At 70.5% G+C, this 20,107-nt stretch carries 16 protein-coding genes; 6 read left to right on the top strand and 10 right to left on the bottom strand.

What is annotated here, in order from left to right:
* The first annotated feature begins 338 nt into the window (after positions 1–338).
* Together ACFYZJ_RS14540 and ACFYZJ_RS14535 are read left to right on the top strand one after the other, a co-directional pair.
* Positions 339–2,615 (top strand): ATP-dependent RecD-like DNA helicase, encoded by a 2,277-nt coding sequence (locus tag ACFYZJ_RS14540; protein WP_388567154.1) that lies wholly within the window; start codon positions 339–341, stop codon positions 2,613–2,615.
* Positions 2,616–2,857: 242 nt separating this feature from the next.
* On the top strand, positions 2,858–4,147 hold the full coding sequence (locus ACFYZJ_RS14535) for a citrate synthase (protein WP_388567151.1): 1,290 nt from the start codon (positions 2,858–2,860) through the stop codon (positions 4,145–4,147).
* Between the two features lie 603 nt (positions 4,148–4,750).
* Here ACFYZJ_RS14535 and ACFYZJ_RS14530 read toward each other — a convergent pair.
* Complete coding sequence (locus ACFYZJ_RS14530; RefSeq protein WP_388567149.1) at positions 4,751–7,060, bottom strand: heavy metal translocating P-type ATPase; 2,310 nt, start codon at positions 7,058–7,060, stop codon at positions 4,751–4,753.
* An 86-nt stretch (positions 7,061–7,146) separates the two neighbouring features.
* On the bottom strand, positions 7,147–7,386 hold the full coding sequence (locus tag ACFYZJ_RS14525) for a heavy-metal-associated domain-containing protein (protein ID WP_388567146.1): 240 nt from the start codon (positions 7,384–7,386) through the stop codon (positions 7,147–7,149).
* A 250-nt stretch (positions 7,387–7,636) separates the two neighbouring features.
* Between ACFYZJ_RS14525 and ACFYZJ_RS14520 the strand changes: the two genes are divergently transcribed.
* A complete protein-coding gene (locus ACFYZJ_RS14520; RefSeq protein WP_388567143.1) occupies positions 7,637–8,680 on the top strand; it encodes a zinc-dependent alcohol dehydrogenase family protein in 1,044 nt (347 codons plus the stop codon).
* A gap of 62 nt (positions 8,681–8,742) precedes the next feature.
* On the opposite strand, the gene ACFYZJ_RS14515 is transcribed toward ACFYZJ_RS14520, so the two are convergent.
* From ACFYZJ_RS14515 to ACFYZJ_RS14500, 4 genes are all read right to left on the bottom strand, one after another.
* The gene (locus tag ACFYZJ_RS14515; protein WP_103838731.1) at positions 8,743–8,943 is read right to left on the bottom strand and encodes an AlpA family transcriptional regulator; all 201 of its coding nucleotides are present in this window, start codon (positions 8,941–8,943) and stop codon (positions 8,743–8,745) included.
* 340 nt (positions 8,944–9,283) lie between these two features.
* Complete coding sequence (locus ACFYZJ_RS14510; RefSeq protein ID WP_388567620.1) at positions 9,284–9,988, bottom strand: chaplin family protein; 705 nt, start codon at positions 9,986–9,988, stop codon at positions 9,284–9,286.
* A 160-nt stretch (positions 9,989–10,148) separates the two neighbouring features.
* On the bottom strand, positions 10,149–10,340 hold the full coding sequence (locus tag ACFYZJ_RS14505; RefSeq protein WP_388567617.1) for a chaplin: 192 nt from the start codon (positions 10,338–10,340) through the stop codon (positions 10,149–10,151).
* Positions 10,341–10,702: 362 nt separating this feature from the next.
* On the bottom strand, positions 10,703–11,113 hold the full coding sequence (locus tag ACFYZJ_RS14500) for a rodlin (RefSeq protein ID WP_388567140.1): 411 nt from the start codon (positions 11,111–11,113) through the stop codon (positions 10,703–10,705).
* Between the two features lie 250 nt (positions 11,114–11,363).
* Between ACFYZJ_RS14500 and ACFYZJ_RS14495 the strand changes: the two genes are divergently transcribed.
* Complete coding sequence (locus tag ACFYZJ_RS14495) at positions 11,364–11,774, top strand: rodlin (protein ID WP_388567137.1); 411 nt, start codon at positions 11,364–11,366, stop codon at positions 11,772–11,774.
* Between the two features lie 93 nt (positions 11,775–11,867).
* Here ACFYZJ_RS14495 and ACFYZJ_RS14490 read toward each other — a convergent pair whose 3' ends face one another.
* Together ACFYZJ_RS14490 and ACFYZJ_RS14485 are read right to left on the bottom strand one after the other, a co-directional pair.
* Entirely contained in the window at positions 11,868–12,731 is an 864-nt protein-coding gene (locus ACFYZJ_RS14490; RefSeq protein WP_388567134.1) for an ABC transporter permease, read from the bottom strand.
* On the bottom strand, positions 12,728–15,373 hold the full coding sequence (locus ACFYZJ_RS14485; protein WP_388567131.1) for an alpha/beta fold hydrolase: 2,646 nt from the start codon (positions 15,371–15,373) through the stop codon (positions 12,728–12,730). The genes ACFYZJ_RS14490 and ACFYZJ_RS14485 overlap by 4 nt, the downstream gene beginning before the upstream one ends.
* 115 nt (positions 15,374–15,488) lie before the next feature.
* Here ACFYZJ_RS14485 and ACFYZJ_RS14480 point away from each other — a divergent pair, with 115 nt between their 5' ends.
* Positions 15,489–15,905, top strand: coding sequence for a GNAT family N-acetyltransferase (locus ACFYZJ_RS14480; protein WP_388567128.1), 417 nt, complete (start codon positions 15,489–15,491; stop codon positions 15,903–15,905).
* 12 nt (positions 15,906–15,917) lie between these two features.
* Here the strand turns inward: ACFYZJ_RS14480 and ACFYZJ_RS14475 are convergent, their stop codons facing one another.
* On the bottom strand, positions 15,918–17,324 hold the full coding sequence (locus tag ACFYZJ_RS14475; RefSeq protein ID WP_388567125.1) for an APC family permease: 1,407 nt from the start codon (positions 17,322–17,324) through the stop codon (positions 15,918–15,920).
* A gap of 378 nt (positions 17,325–17,702) precedes the next feature.
* On the opposite strand from ACFYZJ_RS14475, the gene ACFYZJ_RS14470 reads away from it, so the two are divergent.
* A complete protein-coding gene (locus ACFYZJ_RS14470; RefSeq protein ID WP_388567122.1) occupies positions 17,703–18,545 on the top strand; it encodes a hypothetical protein in 843 nt (280 codons plus the stop codon).
* Positions 18,546–18,601: 56 nt separating this feature from the next.
* On the opposite strand, the gene mmsA is transcribed toward ACFYZJ_RS14470, so the two are convergent.
* On the bottom strand, positions 18,602–20,104 hold the full coding sequence (gene mmsA, locus ACFYZJ_RS14465) for a CoA-acylating methylmalonate-semialdehyde dehydrogenase (protein WP_388567120.1): 1,503 nt from the start codon (positions 20,102–20,104) through the stop codon (positions 18,602–18,604).
* Positions 20,105–20,107 lie beyond the last annotated feature (3 nt).

Below are 20,107 nucleotides of genomic sequence, written 5' to 3'. Positions count from 1 at the left end.
CCACCTCCTTGTGAGTCCGTGGAATCGTTTTCACGACTGACAAAGAGGATTGGAAACGATTACATTCCCGCCTTCAAGGGGTGGATCGACGGCGAGACCGGATTGTGACCTATGTGACGGCGGTCACTTGGGCGGGCGGCGTGGTGCGACAACACAAGCCGCCGGTGGCGCCGGCGGTGCGGTGGTCGTCAACTTCGCCCGGCCGGTTGGTGATTGGGGAAAGTCGACGTGTGACGTCGCGTCAGGAGAACGTAATCGGCCGCGGGCTGAGCTGCCGGGCGTTCACCGGGTCCGGCCCACCCGCCCCCTTTGTCACACCCCGGCGGTAGCGTCGGATCATGACCAAGGAGGCGAGTCGGGCAGGGCAGGCCGGTGCCGGGGAGCGGCGCCTGGCCGTGCTGGAAGGTGTGCTCGAGCGGATCACGTACGCCAACGAGGAGAACGGCTACACCGTCGCCCGCGTCGACACCGGCCGCGGCTCCGGTGACCTGCTCACCGTCGTCGGCGCGCTCCTCGGTGCGCAGGTGGGGGAGTCGCTGAGGATGGAGGGGCGCTGGGGGTCGCACCCCCAGTACGGCCGGCAGTTCACCGTGGAGAACTACACGACCGTCCTCCCGGCCACCGTCCAGGGCATCCGCCGCTACCTCGGCTCCGGCCTCGTCAAGGGCATCGGGCCCGTCTTCGCCGACCGGATCACCCAGCACTTCGGGCTGGACACCCTGAAGATCATCGAGGAGGAGCCGAAACGGCTGATCGAGGTCCCCGGCCTCGGGCCCAAGCGCACCAAGAAGATCGCCGACGCCTGGGAGGAACAGAAGGCGATCAAGGAGGTCATGCTCTTCCTGCAGACCGTCCAGGTGTCCACCTCCATCGCCGTGCGCATCTACAAGAAGTACGGCGACGCCTCCATCTCCGTCGTCAAGAACCAGCCGTACCGCCTCGCCGCCGACGTCTGGGGCATCGGCTTCCTCACCGCCGACCGCATCGCCCAGTCCGTCGGCATCCCGCACGACAGCCCGGAGCGCGTCAAGGCGGGCCTGCAGTACGCGCTGTCTCAGTCCGCCGACCAGGGGCACTGCTACCTTCCGGAGGAGAAGCTCATCGCGGACGCCGTCAAGCTCCTCCAGGTCGACACCGGCCTCGTCATCGAGTGCCTCGCCGAGCTGGCGGCACCTCCTGAGGACGGCGACGACCCCGGTGTCGTGCGGGAGAAGGTGCCCGGCCCGGACGGAGGGGACCCCGTCACCGCCGTCTACCTGGTGCCCTTCCACCGCGCCGAACTCTCCCTCTCCGCCCAGCTGCTGCGCCTCCTGCGTACGGAAGAGGACCGGATGCCCGCCTTCCGGGACGTGGCCTGGGACAAGGCCCTCGGCTGGCTCAAGGGCCGCACGGGCGCCGATCTCGCGCCCGAGCAGGAGGAGGCCGTACGGCTCGCGCTGACCGAGAAGGTCGCCGTGCTCACCGGCGGCCCCGGCTGCGGCAAGTCCTTCACCGTACGGTCCATCGTCGAGCTCGCCCGGGCCAAGCGGGCGAAAGTCGTGCTCGCCGCACCCACCGGCCGTGCCGCCAAGCGCCTGTCCGAGCTGACCGGCGCGGAGGCCTCCACCGTCCACCGGCTGCTGGAGCTGAAGCCCGGCGGCGACGCCGCGTACGACCGGGACCGCCCGCTGGATGCCGACCTGGTCGTCGTCGACGAGGCCTCCATGCTCGACCTGCTCCTCGCCAACAAGCTGGTCAAGGCCGTGCCGCCGGGCGCCCACCTGCTCTTCGTCGGCGACGTCGACCAGCTGCCGAGCGTGGGTGCCGGGGAAGTCCTCCGCGATCTCCTCGCCGACGGCAGCCCCATCCCGGCCGTCCGTCTCACCCGCGTGTTCCGCCAGGCCCAGCAGTCCGGCGTCGTCACCAACGCGCACCGCATCAACGCCGGACAGCACCCCCTCACCGACGGCCTGAAGGACTTCTTCCTGTTCGTCGAGGACGACACCGAGGCCGCCGGCCGGCTCACCGTGGACGTGGCGGCACGGCGGATCCCGGCCAAGTTCGGCCTCGATCCGCGCCGCGATGTACAGGTGCTCGCGCCCATGCACCGCGGCCCTGCCGGAGCCGGCACCCTGAACGGCCTGCTCCAGCAGGCGATCACCCCCGCTCGCCCCGACCTGCCCGAGAAGCGGTTCGGCGGCCGCGTCTTCCGTGTCGGCGACAAGGTGACCCAGATTCGCAACAATTACGAGAAGGGGAAGAACGGTGTCTTCAACGGCACCGTCGGCGTGGTCACCGCGCTCGACCCGGTCGACCAGCGCCTGACGGTGCTGACGGACGAGGACGAGGAGGTGGCGTACGAGTTCGACGAGCTGGACGAGCTGGCCCACGCCTACGCGGTGACGATCCACCGCTCCCAGGGCAGCGAGTATCCGGCGGTGGTCATCCCGGTCACCACCGGAGCCTGGATGATGCTCCAGCGGAACCTCCTCTACACCGCGGTCACCCGGGCCAAGAAGCTGGTGGTGCTCGTCGGTTCGCGCAAGGCGATCGGGCAGGCGGTACGCACGGTCTCGGCCGGACGCCGCTGCACGGCCCTGGACTTCAGGCTGGCGCCGCGGCCCCTGCAGAGCTGAACCCGCCGCCTTCGGCACCCCATCCCGGGCCAACCAAAAAAATGATCGATCAAATGAGTCGCAAAGGTCACAGAGCACTTCCGGAACCGGTCGGAGGGGGGCAGGATGAGCAGGTTGACGGCACTCAGTGCCGCCGATGAGCCCAACGGCCGACCCCGAGTGCACTCTCCTGCGCCAAATGGGGGATGGTAGAGACAGTCAGGGCACCTCGAAGATGAGGCACTACGTCGGTGAGGGAAGACGTGAGCGACAACTCTGTAGTACTGCGGTACGACGGCAACGAGTACACCTACCCGGTGGTCGACAGCACCGTCGGTGACAAGGGCTTCGACATCGGGAAGCTCCGCGCCCAGACCGGTCTGGTGACCCTGGACAGCGGCTACGGCAACACCGCCGCCTACAAATCCGCCATCACCTACCTCGACGGCGAGCAGGGCATCCTCCGGTACCGCGGCTACCCGATCGAGCAGCTGGCCGAGCGCTCCACCTTCCTGGAGGTCGCCTACCTGCTGATCAACGGCGAGCTGCCCACGGTCGACGAGCTCTCCGCCTTCAAGAACGACATCACGCAGCACACCCTGCTGCACGAGGACGTCAAGAACTTCTACAAGGGCTTCCCGCGCGACGCCCACCCGATGGCCATGCTGTCCTCGGTGGTCTCCGCGCTGTCCACCTTCTACCAGGACAGCCACAACCCGTTCGACGAGAAGCAGCGCAACCTCTCCACCATCCGCCTGCTCGCCAAACTCCCGACGATCGCCGCGTACGCCTACAAGAAGTCGATCGGCCACCCGTTCGTCTACCCGCGCAACGACCTCGGCTACGTCGAGAACTTCCTGCGCATGACCTTCTCGGTCCCCGCGCAGGAGTTCGAGCTGGACCCGGTCGTCGTCTCCGCGCTCGACAAGCTGCTGATCCTGCACGCCGACCACGAGCAGAACTGTTCGACCTCCACGGTCCGCCTGGTGGGCTCCTCGCAGGCCAACATGTTCGCCTCGATCTCGGCCGGCATCAACGCGCTGTGGGGCCCGCTGCACGGCGGCGCCAACCAGTCCGTCCTGGAGATGCTCGAGGGCATCCGCGACTCCGGCAACGACGTCGACACCTTCATCCGCAAGGTGAAGAACAAGGAGGACGGCGTCCGCCTGATGGGCTTCGGCCACCGGGTCTACAAGAACTTCGACCCGCGCGCCAAGATCATCAAGGCCGCCGCGCACGACGTCCTCTCCGCCCTGGGCAAGGAGGACGAGCTCCTCGACATCGCGCTCAAGCTGGAGGAGCACGCGCTGTCCGACGACTACTTCGTCGAGCGCAAGCTCTACCCGAACGTGGACTTCTACACCGGCCTGATCTACCGCGCCATGGGCTTCCCGACCGAGATGTTCACGGTCCTGTTCGCCCTCGGCCGCCTGCCGGGCTGGATCGCCCAGTGGCACGAGATGATCAAGGAGCCGGGCTCCCGCATCGGCCGCCCGCGCCAGATCTACACGGGTGTCGTCGAGCGGGACTTCGTCCCGGTCGAGGAGCGCTGAGCGGCGCTACCGCGTAGCTGCTGTACTACCCGTGGCGTACGCCGTCGTCGTAGAGCGGCGTATGCCATGCGCTCCGCGCACCTGAGCCGGAAAAGCGGAAGGCGCCCCGGCGCGCCGGTCCCCCCACGGGCCGACGACCAGGGCGCCTTCCCATGTCCCGGTGCGGATTCCCCCCACGGGATCCGGCCGGGCGTCTGCGGGACAGCGCCTGAATCGCTGTGAGCAAAACGAGCAGAACTCGGCGTACCACTGCGGTGCGGTCTGCCGGGACGCGTACGGACGGGAGGGCCGCTCAAAGCTCCCCGGTGTACGTGCCCCGGCAACGCAGTTTCCTGGGAACGTCCCCCAAGACATCCCCAGATGTCAGTCACGCCCCCCAAGACGCTTCCGACATCGCCAACTTAGACCCACGAACCCTTCCGCTGGTTACGTTCACGTCACTGTGATCTGTGTCTCTTGCGCAGGTCCGGAAGACACGCAAGAGCCTCGACACGATGATCGAGGCCCAGCGTAAGGATGATGCGCGGGCCCTGTGAAGAGCTTATGTGAGGCCCGCCTCCGACTCTAGAGGGACTCTTACCCCTTCGACATGAGGACCGTCTCTCACGAGAACGCCCGCAGCCGCAGGCTGTTCGTCACCACGAACACCGACGAGAAGGCCATGGCCGCTCCCGCGATCATCGGGTTGAGGAACCCTGTCGCGGCCAGGGGCAGCGCGGCCACGTTGTACCCGAAGGCCCACGCCAGGTTCCCCTTGATCGTGGCGAGCGTGCGCCGGGACAGCCGGATCGCGTCCGCGGCGACCCGCAGGTCCCCGCGCACCAGTGTCAGATCGCTTGCCTCGATCGCCGCGTCCGTCCCGGTGCCCATGGCCAGGCCCAGGTCGGCGGTGGCGAGGGCGGCCGCGTCGTTGACGCCGTCGCCGACCATGGCGACGGTCCGCCCCTCGCCCTGGAGCCGCCGGACGACGCCTGCCTTGTCCTCGGGCAGCACCTCCGCGATCACATCCGCGCCGTCGATCCCGACGACCCGCGCCACCGCCTCGGCCACCGCCCGGTTGTCCCCGGTCAGCAGCACCGGCCGCAGCCCCAGTGCGCGCAGGTCCCGTACGGCTTCGGCGCTGGTCTCCTTGATCGCGTCGGCCACGGTGACGACACCCAGTGCCACCCCGTCCCGGACGACCACGACGGCCGTACGTCCCTCCGTCTCGGCCCTGGCCTTCGCGCGGGCCAGCGGCTCCGGAAGCGTGCCGGGGAAGCGGCCCACCGTGACCTCGTGTCCTTCGACGCGGCCGCGCACGCCGAGACCGGGCACGTTCTCGAAGTGCTCCAGCGCCGGAAGGTCGCCGACGCTCCCCCACGCTCGGCTTCGCTCGCGCGGGGGGACCCCCATCTGAGCGCCCTCCGCGATCGCCCGGGCGATCGGGTGCTCGGAGGCGTGTTCCAGGGCCCCTGCGAGCCGCAGAACCTCCTTCTCGTCGGTGTCCTCGGCGGCGTACACCTCCTGGAGCGTCATCCGGCCGGTGGTCACCGTTCCGGTCTTGTCCAGGACCACGGTGTCGACCCGCCGCGTGGACTCCAGCACCTCGGGACCCTTGATCAGGATGCCGAGCTGGGCGCCGCGGCCCGTGCCGACCATCAGGGCGGTCGGGGTGGCGAGGCCCAGCGCGCACGGGCAGGCGATGATCAGCACCGCGACCGCCGCGGTGAAGGCGGCGACGGTGTCCCCGGTGACGCCCAGCCACACCCCGAAGGTGCCGAGCGCGATCAGCAGCACGACCGGCACGAAGATCCCGGAGATACGGTCGGCGAGGCGCTGCACCTCGGCCTTGCCGTTCTGCGCGTCCTCCACGAGCCGCGCCATCCGGGCGAGCTGGGTGTCCGCGCCGATCCGGGTGGCCTCGACCACCAGCCGGCCTCCGGCGTTGACGGTCGCACCGGTCACGGAGTCGCCCACCGTCACATCGACCGGCACCGACTCGCCGGTGAGCATGGACGCGTCGACGGCGGAGACGCCCTCGACGACGGTTCCGTCGGTGGCGATCTTCTCGCCGGGCCGTACGACGAACCGGTCGCCGACGGCCAGCTGTGCCACCGGAACGCGTACCTCACGTCCCTCGCGCAGCACCGCGACGTCCTTCGCGCCCAGTTCGAGCAGCGCCTTCAGGGCCGCGCCCGCGCGCCGCTTGGAGCGGGCCTCCAGGTAGCGGCCGAGCAGGATGAACGCGACGACACCGGCGGCCACCTCCAGGTAGATCGTGGACGCCCCGTCCGTGCGGGAGACGGTGAACTCGAAGCCGTGGCGCATGCCGGGCATGCCCGCCCGCCCCCAGAACAGCGCCCACAGGGACCAGCCGTAGGCGGCGAGCGTGCCGACCGAGACGAGCGTGTCCATGGTGGCCGCGCCGTGCCGGGCGTTCGTGACCGCTGCCTTGTGGAACGGCAGTCCGCCCCAGACGACGACGGGTGAGGCGAGGGTGAGGGAGAGCCACTGCCAGTTGTCGAACTGCAGGGCCGGCACCATCGCGAGCAGCACCACGGGCAGGGCGAGCAGCGCGGAGACGGTCAGGCGCTGACGCAGAGAGGTCAGCTCCGGGTCTTCTTCGAGGGCCGTGGACGCCGCGGACGCCTCGGTCCCGGCGGGGCGTTCGGGTCGTGGCGGTGGGGGTTCCTCGGCCGTGTAGCCGGTCTTCACCACAGTGGCGATCAGATCGGCGACCTCGATCCCCTCGGGGTAGGAGATCTTCGCTTTCTCCGTCGCGAAGTTCACCGTGGCGGTGACGCCGTCCATCCGGTTGAGCTTCTTCTCGACGCGGGCCGCGCAGGAGGCGCAGGTCATGCCGCCGATCGTGAGCTCGACCTCGGAGCGCGCGGTCGTGTCGTTTATCGGAGATGGTGCCGTGGTGCTGGTCATGTCCGGACTCCAGACAACGGACCGGGTCGTGCGGAGCCAGTATCAGCTGGTCGGTACGACCCGGTGCGGTGGGCGATGCCGGTGGTTCAGGCCTTGCCGACGAGCTCGAAGCCCGCCTCGTCGACCGCGGCGCGCACGGCCTCGTCGTCCAGCGGTGCGGCGGAGACGACCGTGACCTCGCCGGTGGACGCGGCGGCGGTGACCGAGGTGACGCCTTCGATGCCGGAGATCTCGCCGGAGACGGAGCCTTCACAGTGTCCGCAGCTCATCCCGCTCACCTTGTAGACGGTCGTCACGGAACCCGGGGTGTCGGTCTGCGCGGTCATGGCATTACTCCTCAGGGAGGCGGGTGTGGCTTACGTGAACCCCACTATACCCCCTGGGGGTACCTGGCGAGGGGAGGTGGGGGCGCATCGGCGGGGCGCGTTCGCTCTTGGGCCGACAGGGAGGAGCGACAGGAGGAGCAACAGGGAAGAGGACGGGACCGGGACAGGGGGGCGGGGTGCGCGGCCGGCGTTCGCCGGGAGACGATCTCCGGGGCAGGGATCACGGGACATGGGCGGAGGGTGCGGTCGTATGCGCGCGGTGGTGTTCGAGCGGTACGGAGAGCCGGCCGAAGTGCGGGAGGTGGCGGATCCGGAGCCGTCGGAGCACGGGGCGGTGGTGCGGGTCGAGGCGACGGGGCTGTGCCGCAGCGACTGGCACGGCTGGATGGGGCACGACCCGGACGTCGCGCTCCCGCACGTGCCCGGCCATGAGCTCGCCGGTGTGGTCGAGGCGGTCGGCGTCCGGGTGACGCGCCGGCGGCCCGGCGACCGGGTCACGGTGCCGTTCGTCTGCGCCTGCGGCAGCTGTCCGTCCTGTGCGGCGGGCGATCAGCAGGTGTGCGAGCGGCAGACCCAGCCGGGGTTCACGCACTGGGGGTCCTTCGCGCAGTACGTGGCGTTGGACCACGCGGACGTGAACCTGGTGGCGGTGCCGGAGGAGATGTCGTTCCGGACGGCGGCGGCGCTCGGGTGCCGGTTCGCGACGGCGTTCCGCGCGGTCGTCCAGCAGGGCAGGCCGGCCGCCGGGGAGTGGGTCGCGGTGCACGGCTGCGGGGGTGTCGGACTGTCCGCGGTGATGATCGCGGCGGCCGTGGGAGCGCGGGTCGTGGCCGTTGACGCGTCGCCCCGGGCCCTGGAACTGGCGCGGAAGTTCGGCGCGGCCGAGTGCGTGGACGCGAGGGACACGGACGACACGGCCGGGGCGGTCCGCGCCCTGACCGGTGGCGGCGCCCAGGTCTCGCTCGACGCGCTCGGCTCCCCGGCGACGTGCGCCGCCTCGGTGAACGGACTGCGCCGCCGCGGACGTCACGTCCAGGTCGGCCTGTTGCCCTCCCCGGACGGCACCACCCCCGTCCCCATGTCCCGGGTGATCGCCCTCGAACTGGAGATCCTCGGCAGCCACGGCATGGCGGCGCACACCTATCCAGCCATGCTGGAACTGGTCCGGTCCGGCACCGTGCGCCCCGACCTCCTGGTCACGTCGGCCATCCCGCTGGCCGCGGCCCCCGAGGCGCTGGCGGCCATGGGTACGGCACCGGGACAGGGAGTGACGGTCGTCGAGCCCTGGCGCTGAGCCGGCCGACAGCCGTGTGGCCCGCCCCGGCCGGGGCGGGCCACACGGAGCAAGGAGAACGGTCAGGGCTCCCCACGGCCGCGGTTGCCCGGGCGGGAGGCGACCCAGGCCCGGACCGTGTCGGCGTACCAGTAGGGCTTTCCGCCCTCCACATGGTCGGGCGGGGGAAGCAGCCCGTGCTTGCGATAGGACCTGACGGTGTCCGGCTGCACGCTGATGTGAGCGGCGATCTCCTTGTACGACCAGAGGCGACGGTCGGTCATCTTCAAGCACCTCCTCGCGCACACCACGGCGGCGACCGGGGGGAGGTCGTCGGGGGAGCCGGGCCTGCGCTGACGATCACAAAGCCTGTGCCGGGTCAACGACCGCGATGCGCGGGGGGACAGGGCCTGTGAACCGGCTGTGACAGAAGACCGGCAGAGCTGGGACATGCGTGACCGCAGGGAGTTCTTTGTGACACGGGCGGCGCATCGGGGCGGGAGCGCTGTGCGGATGAACGGCGCAGGGGCGGCGTCCGGAGTGGACGCCGCCCCTGCGCGGTGAACTTCAGGGAGTGACGCGTGAACGCCGGCGCCGGACGTGGGACGCCCGGCACCCGGCGCGCTACCGGCGGGAGGTGACCCGGCCCCGTCGGTACAGGATGAGCCCGCCGGTCAGCATCGCGACGCTGACGGCCGAGGCGGCGAGGATGCCCTCACCGCCAGTCTCGGCCAGGGCGGGCAGTGTGCGCGAGGCCGCGACGGGCTGCGCACCGGCCTGCGGGGTGTTTGCCTGCGGGGTGTTTGCCTGAGGGGCGTTCGCCTGCGGGGTGTTTGCCTGCGGGGTGTTTGCCTGCGGGGCACCCGCCTGGGGCGGCAGCGTTCCTTGCGGCGGCAGCGTTCCTTGCGGCGGGGTCGTCCCGGTGCCCGGCTGCTGGCTGCCCTGTCCCGTGCCCGGCGTATGGGGCGCCGTGCCGGAACCGGGCGGGGTGCTCGTGTGGCCGGACCCGGGCGGGGTGGTCGGCGTACCCGGACCGTTGCCGCGGGGCGTCTGCGCCGGGACGGTCGGGGTGGGGGCGGGGGTCACGGGTGCAGGGGATGCCGTGGCGCCCCGGCCGTTGGCACAGGCGTTGCCGAACGCCGGGTTCAGTACGGCGATCACGTTGACCGTGTTGCCGCAGACGTTGACGGGGACGTGTACGGGGGCCTGGACGGTGTTGCCGGACGCGAGGCCCGGTGATCCGGTCGTGGTGCCGTCGGCGCTCGAGTCGGCGAACACCGGGCTGCCGCACAGGGACAGAATGCCCGTCGCGGCGGCCGCCGCGACCATTCCCCTGCTCAGGGTCTGTCGCAATCTCGTTGTCTTCCTGCTGGTAGAGGTGGGAGAAGTGGAAAAGCCGGCCCTGGAACCGAGAAGCGCAGTCCAAGGCCGGCCGTGCCACAGCCGGACGGCTGGTGCGTGACGACCTCAGCCGTTGTCGGCCATGGCGTCAGTGGTTCGAGCACGCGTTGCCGGACGTGGGGTTCAGCAGCGCGATGACGTTGAGGCTGTTGCCGCAGACGTTGACGGGGATGTGCACGGGAACCTGGATCACGTTCCCGGACAGGACACCCGGGGAGTTGGTCGCGGAACCGTCGGCTGCCGAGTCCGCCATGGCCGGGGCGGCCATTCCCAGAGTCATGATGGCGCCGGCCACGACGGCGGCGCTCTTCTTGTGCTTCACGGAGTTTCCCTTCTGTGCGGTCGTGCCCCTGTGACGGCCGAAACCGAGCGAGCACAGCTTGAAACGGCTCGCCGCACGACCTGCATCTGTGAAACGAGGAATAGGCGTCCGAAGCAACTCCCTCGCACGGGCCGCCGCGTAATTCACCCGAACGCCGATCGTGAATGCACGCGAAAGGCGGGCGGGCCGTCGGCGTGGCTTTGTGCGCTCGAAAGCCATTCCAGAGGAGGCGCGGAAAAGAAGAACGTGCCGGCGACCGGGCCCGTACCGGGGCCGCCCGACAAGCCGGAAGGCGGGCGGCCGGCCGTGCTCGGCGGTGGTCAGCCGTTGCCGGTGCCGTTCGCGGACAGGACCGGAATGTCGTCCAGGAAGTGCGACAGCGGCTCGTCGCCCTTGGCTTGGGTGGAGTTCTCGGTGCACTGCTGGTTCTGCGGAGCCGACAGGACCGGGACGTCCTGCACGGCGACCGGCACGACGCCGACGAGCGAACCGGCGTTGGCCTTGGCCGGCACACCGACGCAGAGCTTGTTCAGGGAGCCCTGCACCAGCGACAGCTGAGGGCTCATGGCGCCCGAGGTCGCCGCGTTGCCGAACGACTCCGAGACGGTGTTCGAGTTGGTGGACGTGGTGCCGGTGTCGTCACCGAGCGCCAGGGCCTGCGGAGCGGCCGCCGCCGAGACGCCCACCACGGAAGCCGCGACCGCCGCCGCGGCCATCGCCTTCTTGAACATGTCGCGTTCCTTTCCTGACAGAAGACACGTGTTCCTGCTCTGCGACCAACCCGGCACCCTCGAATTGGTTTCGGTCATTCACCCGGTCGGACCGTTCCGCGGGCAGTAATTCTGGAAATACGCGCCCGGTATACGGCTCCGCTCGCCCCTCTCGTGTGGGCCATCGGAGTGAAGGGGAGCAACCATGACACCGTGCGGCAGTTGTCCAGAGCGCTCCGGTGGACGGGGTTTCTCCAGAAGGGACTAGCAAGTGATGAAGAAGTTCATGGCCGCCGCGGCGGTCGCTGCTTCCGTGGTGGGTGTGTCGGCGGCGGCCGCTCCCCAGGCGCTGGCGGTCGGCAACGACACCGGGACGACGTCCACCAACGGCAACACTTCGACGCAGCAGTACGGCAACTCGGCCACCTATGGCGCCATGAGCCCCCAGATGGCGCTCATCCAGGGCTCGTTGAACAAGCCCTGTGTCGGTCTGCCGGCGAAGGTCAACGCCGGTTCGCTCGTCGGCGTCGTGCCGATCGGCGTGCAGGACGTCCCGGTCCTGTCGGCGTCGCAGAACCAGCAGTGCACCGAGAACTCCACGCAGGCCAAGGGCGACGAGCCGCTGTCGCACTTCCTGGAGGACATCCCGGTCCTCTCCGCGAACGGCACGAACAACAGCTGAGCCCGGTGCACGAGGAGCGGCCCACCGCACGATGCGGTGGGCCGCTCCTTCGCGTGCTCCCCGGCCGCTGTGTTCCGGGGATCCTCGGCTGATCTACGAGACGACGTCCTTGCGGGCGAAATTGCGGAACGCGAGCGCGAACAGCACCAGCGCGTACGTCACCGAGATCGCCGTGCCCTGGACCATGCCGGCCCACTCCGGCCGGGTCTGGACCGCGTCGGCCCAGGCGAACTGCCAGTGCGCCGGCAGGAAGTCGCGCCAGTGGCCCAGAGCCGTGACCGCGTCCAGCACGTTCCCCACGATGGTCAGCCCGACCGCGCCGCCCACCGCGCCCAGCGGGGCGTCCGTCTTCGTCGACAGCCAGAACGCGAGCCCGGCGGTGACCAGTTGGGACACGAAGATGTACGCCACCACGACGACGAGCCGCTCAGCCGCCGTGCCCGGGGAGAGGGAGCCGCCGGTCGGTATCTCCAGCGGGCCCCACCCGTAGGCGGCCGTACCCACCGCGAGCGCGACCACCGGTAGCAGCACCATGGCCGCGAGGCTCATACCGAGTCCGACCGCGAGCTTGGACCACAGCAGACGGGCGCGGGGGACGGGTGCCGCGAGCAGATAGCGCAGCGAGGACCAGCTCGCCTCCGAGGCGACCGTGTCACCGCAGAACAGGGCCACCGGGATGACCAGCAGGAACCCGGCGGAGACGAAAAGGTTCACCGCGGCGAAGTTGGCGCCCGACGCGGTCGCCGTGTCCATCAGCGTGACCCGGCCGTTGCGCGAGCCCGGGTCACCGCCGATGGCGAACGCGACGACCAGCACGAACGGCAGCAGGGCCAGGATGGCACCCATCACCAGGGTGCGGCGCCGCTTCAGCTGCCGGACGAGCTCGACGCGCAGCGGCAGCGTCCGCCGCGCCCGGTACCCGTCGGCCGTCTCCGCCCGCTCGGCGAGCGCACTCATGCGGAACCTCCGATCAGGGTCAGGAAGGCGTCCTCCAGACGCCGGTGGGGGCCCACGGACTCCACGGGGACGTCCAGCCGCACCAGCTCCGCGACCAGCCGCCGCGCGCTGCCGCCCGCATCGAGCCGAACCAGCAGCCCGTCCTCCGTGCGCACCGCCGAGGCGACGCCCGGTAGCGCGCCCACCTTCTCGACGAGGGGCTCCTCGACGGGTGCGGCGGTGCCGACCAGCAGGGTGTCCCCCGAGCCGATGATCTCCTTGACCGGGCCCGCCTGGAGCAGTCGGCCGCGGTCCATGACCACCAGGTGGGTGCAGGACTGCTCGACCTCCGCGAGCAGGTGGCTGGAAACGATGACCGTGCGGCCGTTCGCTGCGTACCGGATCACGACCTCGCGCATCTCGCGGATCTGCGGCGGGTCCAGGCCGTTGGTGGGCTCGTCCAGGATCAGCAGGTCCGGCAGGCCGAGCATCGCCTGGGCGATGGCGAGGCGCTGCCGCATGCCCTGCGAGTAGGTGCGCACCGCGCGCTGCAGCGCGTCGCCGAGCCCCGCGATCTCGAGCGCCTCGTCCAGGTGTGCGTCCTTCGCCGGGCGGCCCGTCGCCCGCCAGTACAGCTCCAGGTTCTCCCGGCCGGACAGGTGCGGCAGGAAGCCGGCGCCCTCCACGAAGGCCCCGACCCGTGACAGCACGGGCGCACCCGGGCGTACCGCATGGCCGAAGACGCGGATCTCGCCGCCGTCCGGCCGGATCAGGCCCATCAGCATGCGCAGCGTGGTCGTCTTGCCCGCGCCGTTGGGCCCCAGGAGGCCCAGCACCTGGCCCTTCTCCACACGGAAGGAAAGGTCCTTGACCGCGTACCGGTCGGCGGACTTCGTGTACCGCTTGCTCAGGCCGGTGATCTCCAGGGGCACGTCCGCCAACGCGGGGTCGGGCGCCGGTGCCGTCGTACGGCGGCGGGCTGTGAGCAGCAGGGCCACTGCGACCAGCGCCCCGGTCACCGGAAGCCACCACACCCAGGAGGGCAGCGGGGCCGCCGCGGTCGTCACGCCGGGTGCCGTCGGCACCTTCAGGCCGCTCTTCAGGGAGACCGTGTACGTGGCGGGCGCGGCCGGGGAGGCGTAGCCGAGGTCCGTGGAGGCGAGGACCAGCCGCAGCCGGTGCCCCTTCTGCACCTCGTGGTCGACGGCGGGCAGGGTCAGTGTGACGTCCTTGCCGCCCCTGGCGCCCTCCACCCGGACGGGAGCGACCAGTTGCGAGGGCAGCACCGGCTGGGACGTGCCGGGGCCGACGTCGTACACCTTCCCGAACAGCACGGCGTCGTCGCTCGTCGACGTGACGTGCACCGTCACGGTCGGCGAGCCGGTGATCCACAGGCCCTGGCGCACGGGACGTGAGTCGAACTGCGCGTACTGCCCGGGGAAGTCGAGCGACACCCCCACACCCAGCGACGACAGCTGGGCGAGTCCGCCGGAGCCGCCGAGGCCGGGGAGCGCGGAGATCGCGGGCGGGCTGGCGCCCGCCGGGTTGGTGAAGCGCTGCTCGCGGCCGCTGAGTGCGACCGTCAGCTGCCTGTTCTCCAGCCCCGGGTACGAGGAGCCGGTCGCGCCCTTCAACAGGGCCGCGCCGTCCGTGGAGTCGATGCCGCCGGTGCGGGTGATCCGGAAGGCTGGCCCCGTGTCGATGCCCTTGGCGCCCTTCAGATAGCGGTCGAACCACGCCGTCACGCGCGCCTGGACACGGCTCGTCTCCATGTCCCCGCCGTCGTGACCACCCGCGATCCAGTCGACGTCCACGGGGGCGCCGTTGGCACGGATCGCCCGGGCCGCCGCGTCCGCCTGCCCGAGCGGGAACAGCGAGTCGGACTGGCCCTGCACCAGCAGGGTGGGCACCTTGATGTCCTTGCCGACGGCGGACGGCGAACGTGCCTGGAGCATGGCGCGCGCCCGCGCGTCGGGCTTGCCGGACTCGGCGACCCGCTCGTACATGCGGCACAGCTCGGCGGTGAACTTCGCGCAGCCGCCGCCGGAGTTCACGAAGACGCCGGCCCACAGCTTCTTGAACACGCCGTTCGGGAACAAGGCGTCCGCCAGGTTCCAGTACGTGATGGACGGGGCGATGGCGTCCACCCGGTGGTCGTACCCCGCGGCGAGCAGCGAGATGGCCCCGCCGTAGGACGCGCCGGCCATGCCGACGCGCGGATCTCCCGGCTTGTCCAGCTGGACCTCCGGCCGCTTCGCCAGCCAGTCGAGGAGCCGGGAGACATCGGCGACCTCACCCTTGGGGTCGTTCAGCCCGATCTTCCCCGTGGACCCGCCGAAGCCGCGCGCCGACCAGGTCAGCACCGCGTACCCGTGCCGGGCGAGCGTGACCGCCTGGTCCGTCATGTCGTCCTTGCTGCCGCCGAAGCCGTGTGCGAGCAGGACGGCCGGGCGGCGGCCGCCGGATCCGGACGTGAAGAAGGAGGTGTCGATCCGTACTCCGCCGCCCATGCCCATGACTCTGTCGGTGCGGTGCACCGCAGGCGCGTCGTCCGACGCGACGGCCGTCCACGTCCCGACAGCGGCCAGCACGAGGAGGACCGCGACCGCGGCGGCCACGGCCCCTCGGTGCAGCCCCCGGACCGCGGGCAGTCGAAGATCCATGCGTCCACGGTAAAGGCCACCACCGACAACCGCGGCAGCCGCCGGGCTGAACCCCGGGCCCTCCTACGGGCGTACGGGCCTGCCACCGCGTACCGCAGCCGTGGTACGAAGACCCATGGAGATCCGCCGCGCCACCACCGTCGCCGAAGTCGCCGCAGCCGAGTGCCTGTTCGATCACCCCGTCCGTTCGGAGTGGGCCGAGCGCTTTGTGACCGCTGCCGGACACCATCTCCTTCTGGCCTACGAGGACGGTGAGCCGACCCCCGTCGGGTTCGTCAGCGGCGTCGAGACGACCCACCCCGACAAGGGCACCGAGATGCTCCTGTACGAGCTGGCGGTCGCGGAGCCGTATCGGCGCCGGGGGATCGGGCGGGCGCTCGTGGAGCGCCTCGCGGCACTGGGCCGTGAACGCGGCTGCTACGGCATGTGGGTTCCGGTGGACACCGGGAACGACGTCGCCCTTGCCGCCTATCGCAGCGCGGGCGGCAAGGACGAGGGGACGTGTTCCGTGGTGACCTGGGACTTCAGCTGAGCCGGCCGCGGGCTACGCCCGCGCGTCCTCCGGGAGCGACACCAGCCAGCGCGTCGCGCGGCGCGGGCGGAGGTAGAAAGCCCAGTACAGGGTGGCGGCGGCCGTGATGCCACCCGTCCACAGCAGGTAGCTCACCTCCTGCTGGGTGAGGACGTACGCCAGGACCGCGATCAGCAGGACTGGCGTCGCGGGCCACAGCGGCATCCGCCAGGCCGGCGTCGTCGCGTGCGTGCCGCGCCGGGACAGCAGCGCGGCCACCGCGACGAGCAGGTACATGCCGGTCACCGAGACGCCCGTGACGCCGTACAGCGTGTCCAGGTTGACGAAGCAGAGCAGCGCTCCGGGGACGCCGACGACGAGGGTGGCGACCCACGGGGAGCCGAACCGGCCGAGCTTGGCGAGCGCGTTGTTGACCGGCTCGGGCCAGGCCTTGTCACGGGCCGAGGCGAACAGCACGCGAGAGTTCTGGATGACCATGACGATGCCCGCGTTGATGATCGCGAGCGCCACGCACAGGCTCACGAAGGTGCCGACGGCCGTGTCGGACCAGGCGGTGACCATGGTGCTGAGGTCGCCGCCGGTCAGCGCCTTGAGGTCGGGGGCGCCCATGGTGATCGCGACGACCGGGACCAGGATGACGACGGAGGAGATGGCGAGGGTGGCGAGGACGGTGCGGGCGACGGTGCGGCGCGGGTTCTCCAGCTCCTCGGACAGGTAGACGGCGGTCGAGAAGCCCTGGGTGACGAAGAGGGCGATGGCGAGGCCGGAGACCACCATCATGGCCGTCACGTGGTTCGTGTGCCCGCCCGCGCCGGTCACCTGCATGGACACCAGGCTGCCGATCCCGCGCTCGCCGTGGGCGAAGCCGAGGACCGCGACGACGCCCGCCGCCACGACCTCCAGGACGAGGAAGATCCCGGTGATCCAGGCGTTGGCGCGCAGGTCCAGCAGGCCGGCGAGGGTGGCCAGGAGCATGACCCCGGCGCCCGTCATCGCCGGGTCCAGGTGCACCACCGGGGCCAGGTAGTCCGCCGTGCCCATCGCGATCACCGGTGGCACGATCATGACGACCAGCAGGGACAGCACGAACACCAGCCACCCCGCGAGCCGTCCGGCGAGCGTCGACACCATCGCGTACTCGCCGCCCGCGCTGGGGATGAGGGTGCCCAGCTCCGAGTAGCAGAACGCCACGGCGATACAGAGCACGGAGCCGATCGCGATGGTGAGGGCGGTCGCGGTGCCCAGCGAGCCGAACAGGTCGGGGACGACCACGAAGAGCGTGGAGGCGGGCGTCACGCAGGACAGGGTGAGCAGGGTGCCGCCGGTGACACCGATGGACCGCTTGAGCTTCTGGGGGCTGCCCGACGCCGGGACGGGAGCGTTCTCGGCGTTCTCGACAGGGCGGAGCGTGTCGGTCATGGGGCGGTTCCGATCGACTCGTGCGACATGGTGGGGTCGGGAGCGTTCTCGCCTCCGGCGGCCGCGGTGGTACGTGCTGTGGTCCGCTCCCGGCGGACGCATCGAACCCCGACGAAAACCGCTGCGTCAATGGGTGTTCACCTACGAAATCCGCAGAATAAAAGCGATCGACGACTGAATCAGGGGTCAATCGGTCCGTGGGTTCGGCTTCTTGCGCGCGTACGGGAACCGTACTTTCCGCGCCGAAATCCTCGGATTTTCGTCCGGACTCCGGACACCTGCCGCAGCTCCGGCCGCACGAAAACCTGTCGCAGGCGTGTCAGTGGGTCCCGCTAGAGTCGCCGTTCACAACCGAATCACAGCAATGGGGTGGGACAGATGAGACTGCGACACACCGCCGCCTGGGTGGGGGTCACGGCGGCGGCGCTGATGGCGGTGTCCGCGTGTGGCACAGAAGGCACGAAGACGGCGGCCAAGGCGGTCGACGACGCCGGCAAGATCATGGCGACGCTCGCGCGGGTGACCGACCGGACCGAGAACGTGGGGTCCGCCGAGGTCAGGATGACGACCGAGATGCCGACGACCGGCCCGATCGCCATGGACGGCACGTACTCCTGGGGCCACGGCTTCGCGTTCGACGTCGAGATGGACACCAAGGCCGTCCGGATGCAGCGGCTGCACGCCGCCGCGAAGACCCGCATGGTGTTCGTGAACGGCGCCTACTACTACGACATCGACCCACAGCCCTCCGGCCCGCTCAAGGGCAAGGAGTGGATGAAGATCGACGCGTCGGCCGTGTTCGGCGACAAGGGCGCCCAGGCGTTCCAGGGGAACACCGGCGGCGGCAGCCCGGCGGACGCCATGAGAAGCCTGAAGTACGCCAACAACGTCGACGACCTCGGCAAGGAGACCGTGGACGGGCAGAGCACGACCCACTACCGGGCCGTGGTCGACCGGGAGCACATGGGCAAGTTCAAGGAGGCCTACGGCAACAAGAACAACGCCTTCGGCTCGCTGACCGGCGGCGCGGACTCGATCACCGTGGACATCTGGGTCGGCGCCAAGGACCTCCCGGTCCGGATGAAGCAGCGGTTCGGCAGCGCGACGGTGACGATGGACTTCGAGAAGTTCGGTGCCACCGCCGCGATCAAGGCCCCGCCCGCGGCGCAGACCGGTGACATCACCGATCAGCTGAAGAAGGCCACCGAGCGGCAGGGCTGAGCCGGGCCCGGACGCGCCGGTGACCCGCCCCACGTGGGGCGGGTCACCGTACGGCCTCAGTGGTTGCGCGGGAACCCGAGGTCCACACCCGCCGGCGCGTCGGCCGGGTCGGGCCAGCGGGAGGTGACCACCTTGCCGCGGGTGTAGAAGTGCGTGCCGTCGTTGCCGTAGATGTGGTGGTCGCCGAAGAGCGAGTCCTTCCAGCCGCCGAAGGAGTGGTAGCCCACCGGCACCGGGATCGGCACGTTCACGCCGACCATGCCGGCCTCGACCTCCAGCTGGAAGCGGCGGGCGGCGCCGCCGTCCCGGGTGAAGATGGCGGTGCCGTTCCCGAAGGGCGAGGAGTTGATCAGGGCCACGCCCTCGTCGTACGTGTCCACGCGCAGCACACACAGCACCGGGCCGAAGATCTCGTCCCGGTACGCCTTCGCCGTGGTCGGCACCTTGTCCAGCAGCGAGATGCCGATCCAGTGGCCGTCCTCGTAGCCGTCGACGGTGTACCCGGTGCCGTCCAGGACCACCTCGGCGCCCTCCGCCGCCGCGCCCGTGACGTACGACGCCACCTTGTCGCGGTGCGCCTTCGTGATCAGCGGGCCCATCTCGGACGTCGGGTCGTCGCCCGGACCGATCTTGATCTTCTCGGCGCGCTCACGGATCTTCTCCACCAGTTCGTCGCCGATCGAGCCGACCGCGACGACCGCGGAGATGGCCATGCAGCGCTCACCCGCGGAGCCGTACGCCGCCGAGACCGCCGCGTCCGCCGCCGCGTCCAGGTCGGCGTCCGGCAGGACCAGCATGTGGTTCTTGGCGCCGCCCAGGGCCTGCACGCGCTTGCCGTGCGCGGAGGCCGTGGTGTGGATGTAGCGGGCGATCGGGGTGGAGCCGACGAAGGACACCGCCTTGACGTCCGGGTGTTCGAGCAGCCGGTCCACGGCCACCTTGTCGCCGTGCACCACGTTGAAGACGCCGTCCGGCAGCCCGGCCTCGGCGAGCAGCTCGGCCAGGCGGATCGACGCCGACGGGTCCTTCTCCGACGGCTTCAGCACGAACGTGTTGCCGCACGCGATGGCGATCGGGAACATCCACATCGGCACCATCGCCGGGAAGTTGAACGGCGTGATGCCCGCGACCACGCCCAGCGGCTGCCGGATCGAGGCCACGTCCACCCGGCTCGCCACCTGCGTGGACAGCTCGCCCTTCAGCTGCACGGTGATGCCGCAGGCCAGATCGACGATCTCCAGGCCGCGCGCCACCTCGCCGAGCGCGTCGCCGTGCACCTTGCCGTGCTCGGCGGTGATCAGCTCCGCGATCTCGTCGCGATGCTCGTCCAGCAGCGCCCGGAACCGGAAGAGGATCGAGGTGCGCTGCGCCAGCGAGGACTGACCCCAGGTCGCGAAGGCCTCCTTGGCCGCGGCGACGGCCGCGTCCACCTCCTCCACGGTCGCGAACGCGACCTTCGTGGTGACCGCGCCGGTCGCCGGGTCCGTCACCGGCCCGTACGTGCCCGACGCGCCTTCAGCGGTCTTGCCGCCGATCCAGTGGTTGACGGTCTTCGTCATGCC

The sequence above is a fragment of the Streptomyces sp. NPDC001848 genome, assembly GCF_042891915.1.
Taxonomy (GTDB): Bacteria; Actinomycetota; Actinomycetes; order Streptomycetales; family Streptomycetaceae; genus Streptomyces.
The sequence above is the reverse complement of the archived record's forward strand: the minus strand, read 5'-3'. Positions and strand labels throughout refer to the sequence as shown.

Excerpts from the sequence above, each read along its gene's own strand:
- ACFYZJ_RS14540 (WP_388567154.1), top strand. The coding sequence starts at position 339 with ATGACCAAGGAGGCGAGTCGGGCAGGGCAGGCCGGTGCCGGGGAGCGG.
- ACFYZJ_RS14530 (WP_388567149.1), bottom strand. The coding sequence starts at position 7,060 with ATGACCAGCACCACGGCACCATCTCCGATAAACGACACGACCGCGCGC.
- ACFYZJ_RS14525 (WP_388567146.1), bottom strand. The coding sequence starts at position 7,386 with ATGACCGCGCAGACCGACACCCCGGGTTCCGTGACGACCGTCTACAAG.
- ACFYZJ_RS14520 (WP_388567143.1), top strand. The coding sequence starts at position 7,637 with ATGCGCGCGGTGGTGTTCGAGCGGTACGGAGAGCCGGCCGAAGTGCGG.
- ACFYZJ_RS14515 (WP_103838731.1), bottom strand. The coding sequence starts at position 8,943 with ATGACCGACCGTCGCCTCTGGTCGTACAAGGAGATCGCCGCTCACATC.
- ACFYZJ_RS14510 (WP_388567620.1), bottom strand. The coding sequence starts at position 9,988 with ATGGTCGCGGCGGCCGCCGCGACGGGCATTCTGTCCCTGTGCGGCAGC.
- ACFYZJ_RS14505 (WP_388567617.1), bottom strand. The coding sequence starts at position 10,340 with ATGACTCTGGGAATGGCCGCCCCGGCCATGGCGGACTCGGCAGCCGAC.
- ACFYZJ_RS14500 (WP_388567140.1), bottom strand. The coding sequence starts at position 11,113 with ATGTTCAAGAAGGCGATGGCCGCGGCGGCGGTCGCGGCTTCCGTGGTG.
- ACFYZJ_RS14490 (WP_388567134.1), bottom strand. The coding sequence starts at position 12,731 with ATGAGTGCGCTCGCCGAGCGGGCGGAGACGGCCGACGGGTACCGGGCG.
- ACFYZJ_RS14485 (WP_388567131.1), bottom strand. The coding sequence starts at position 15,373 with ATGGATCTTCGACTGCCCGCGGTCCGGGGGCTGCACCGAGGGGCCGTG.
- ACFYZJ_RS14480 (WP_388567128.1), top strand. The coding sequence starts at position 15,489 with ATGGAGATCCGCCGCGCCACCACCGTCGCCGAAGTCGCCGCAGCCGAG.
- ACFYZJ_RS14475 (WP_388567125.1), bottom strand. The coding sequence starts at position 17,324 with ATGACCGACACGCTCCGCCCTGTCGAGAACGCCGAGAACGCTCCCGTC.
- ACFYZJ_RS14470 (WP_388567122.1), top strand. The coding sequence starts at position 17,703 with ATGAGACTGCGACACACCGCCGCCTGGGTGGGGGTCACGGCGGCGGCG.
- mmsA (WP_388567120.1), bottom strand. The coding sequence starts at position 20,104 with ATGACGAAGACCGTCAACCACTGGATCGGCGGCAAGACCGCTGAAGGC.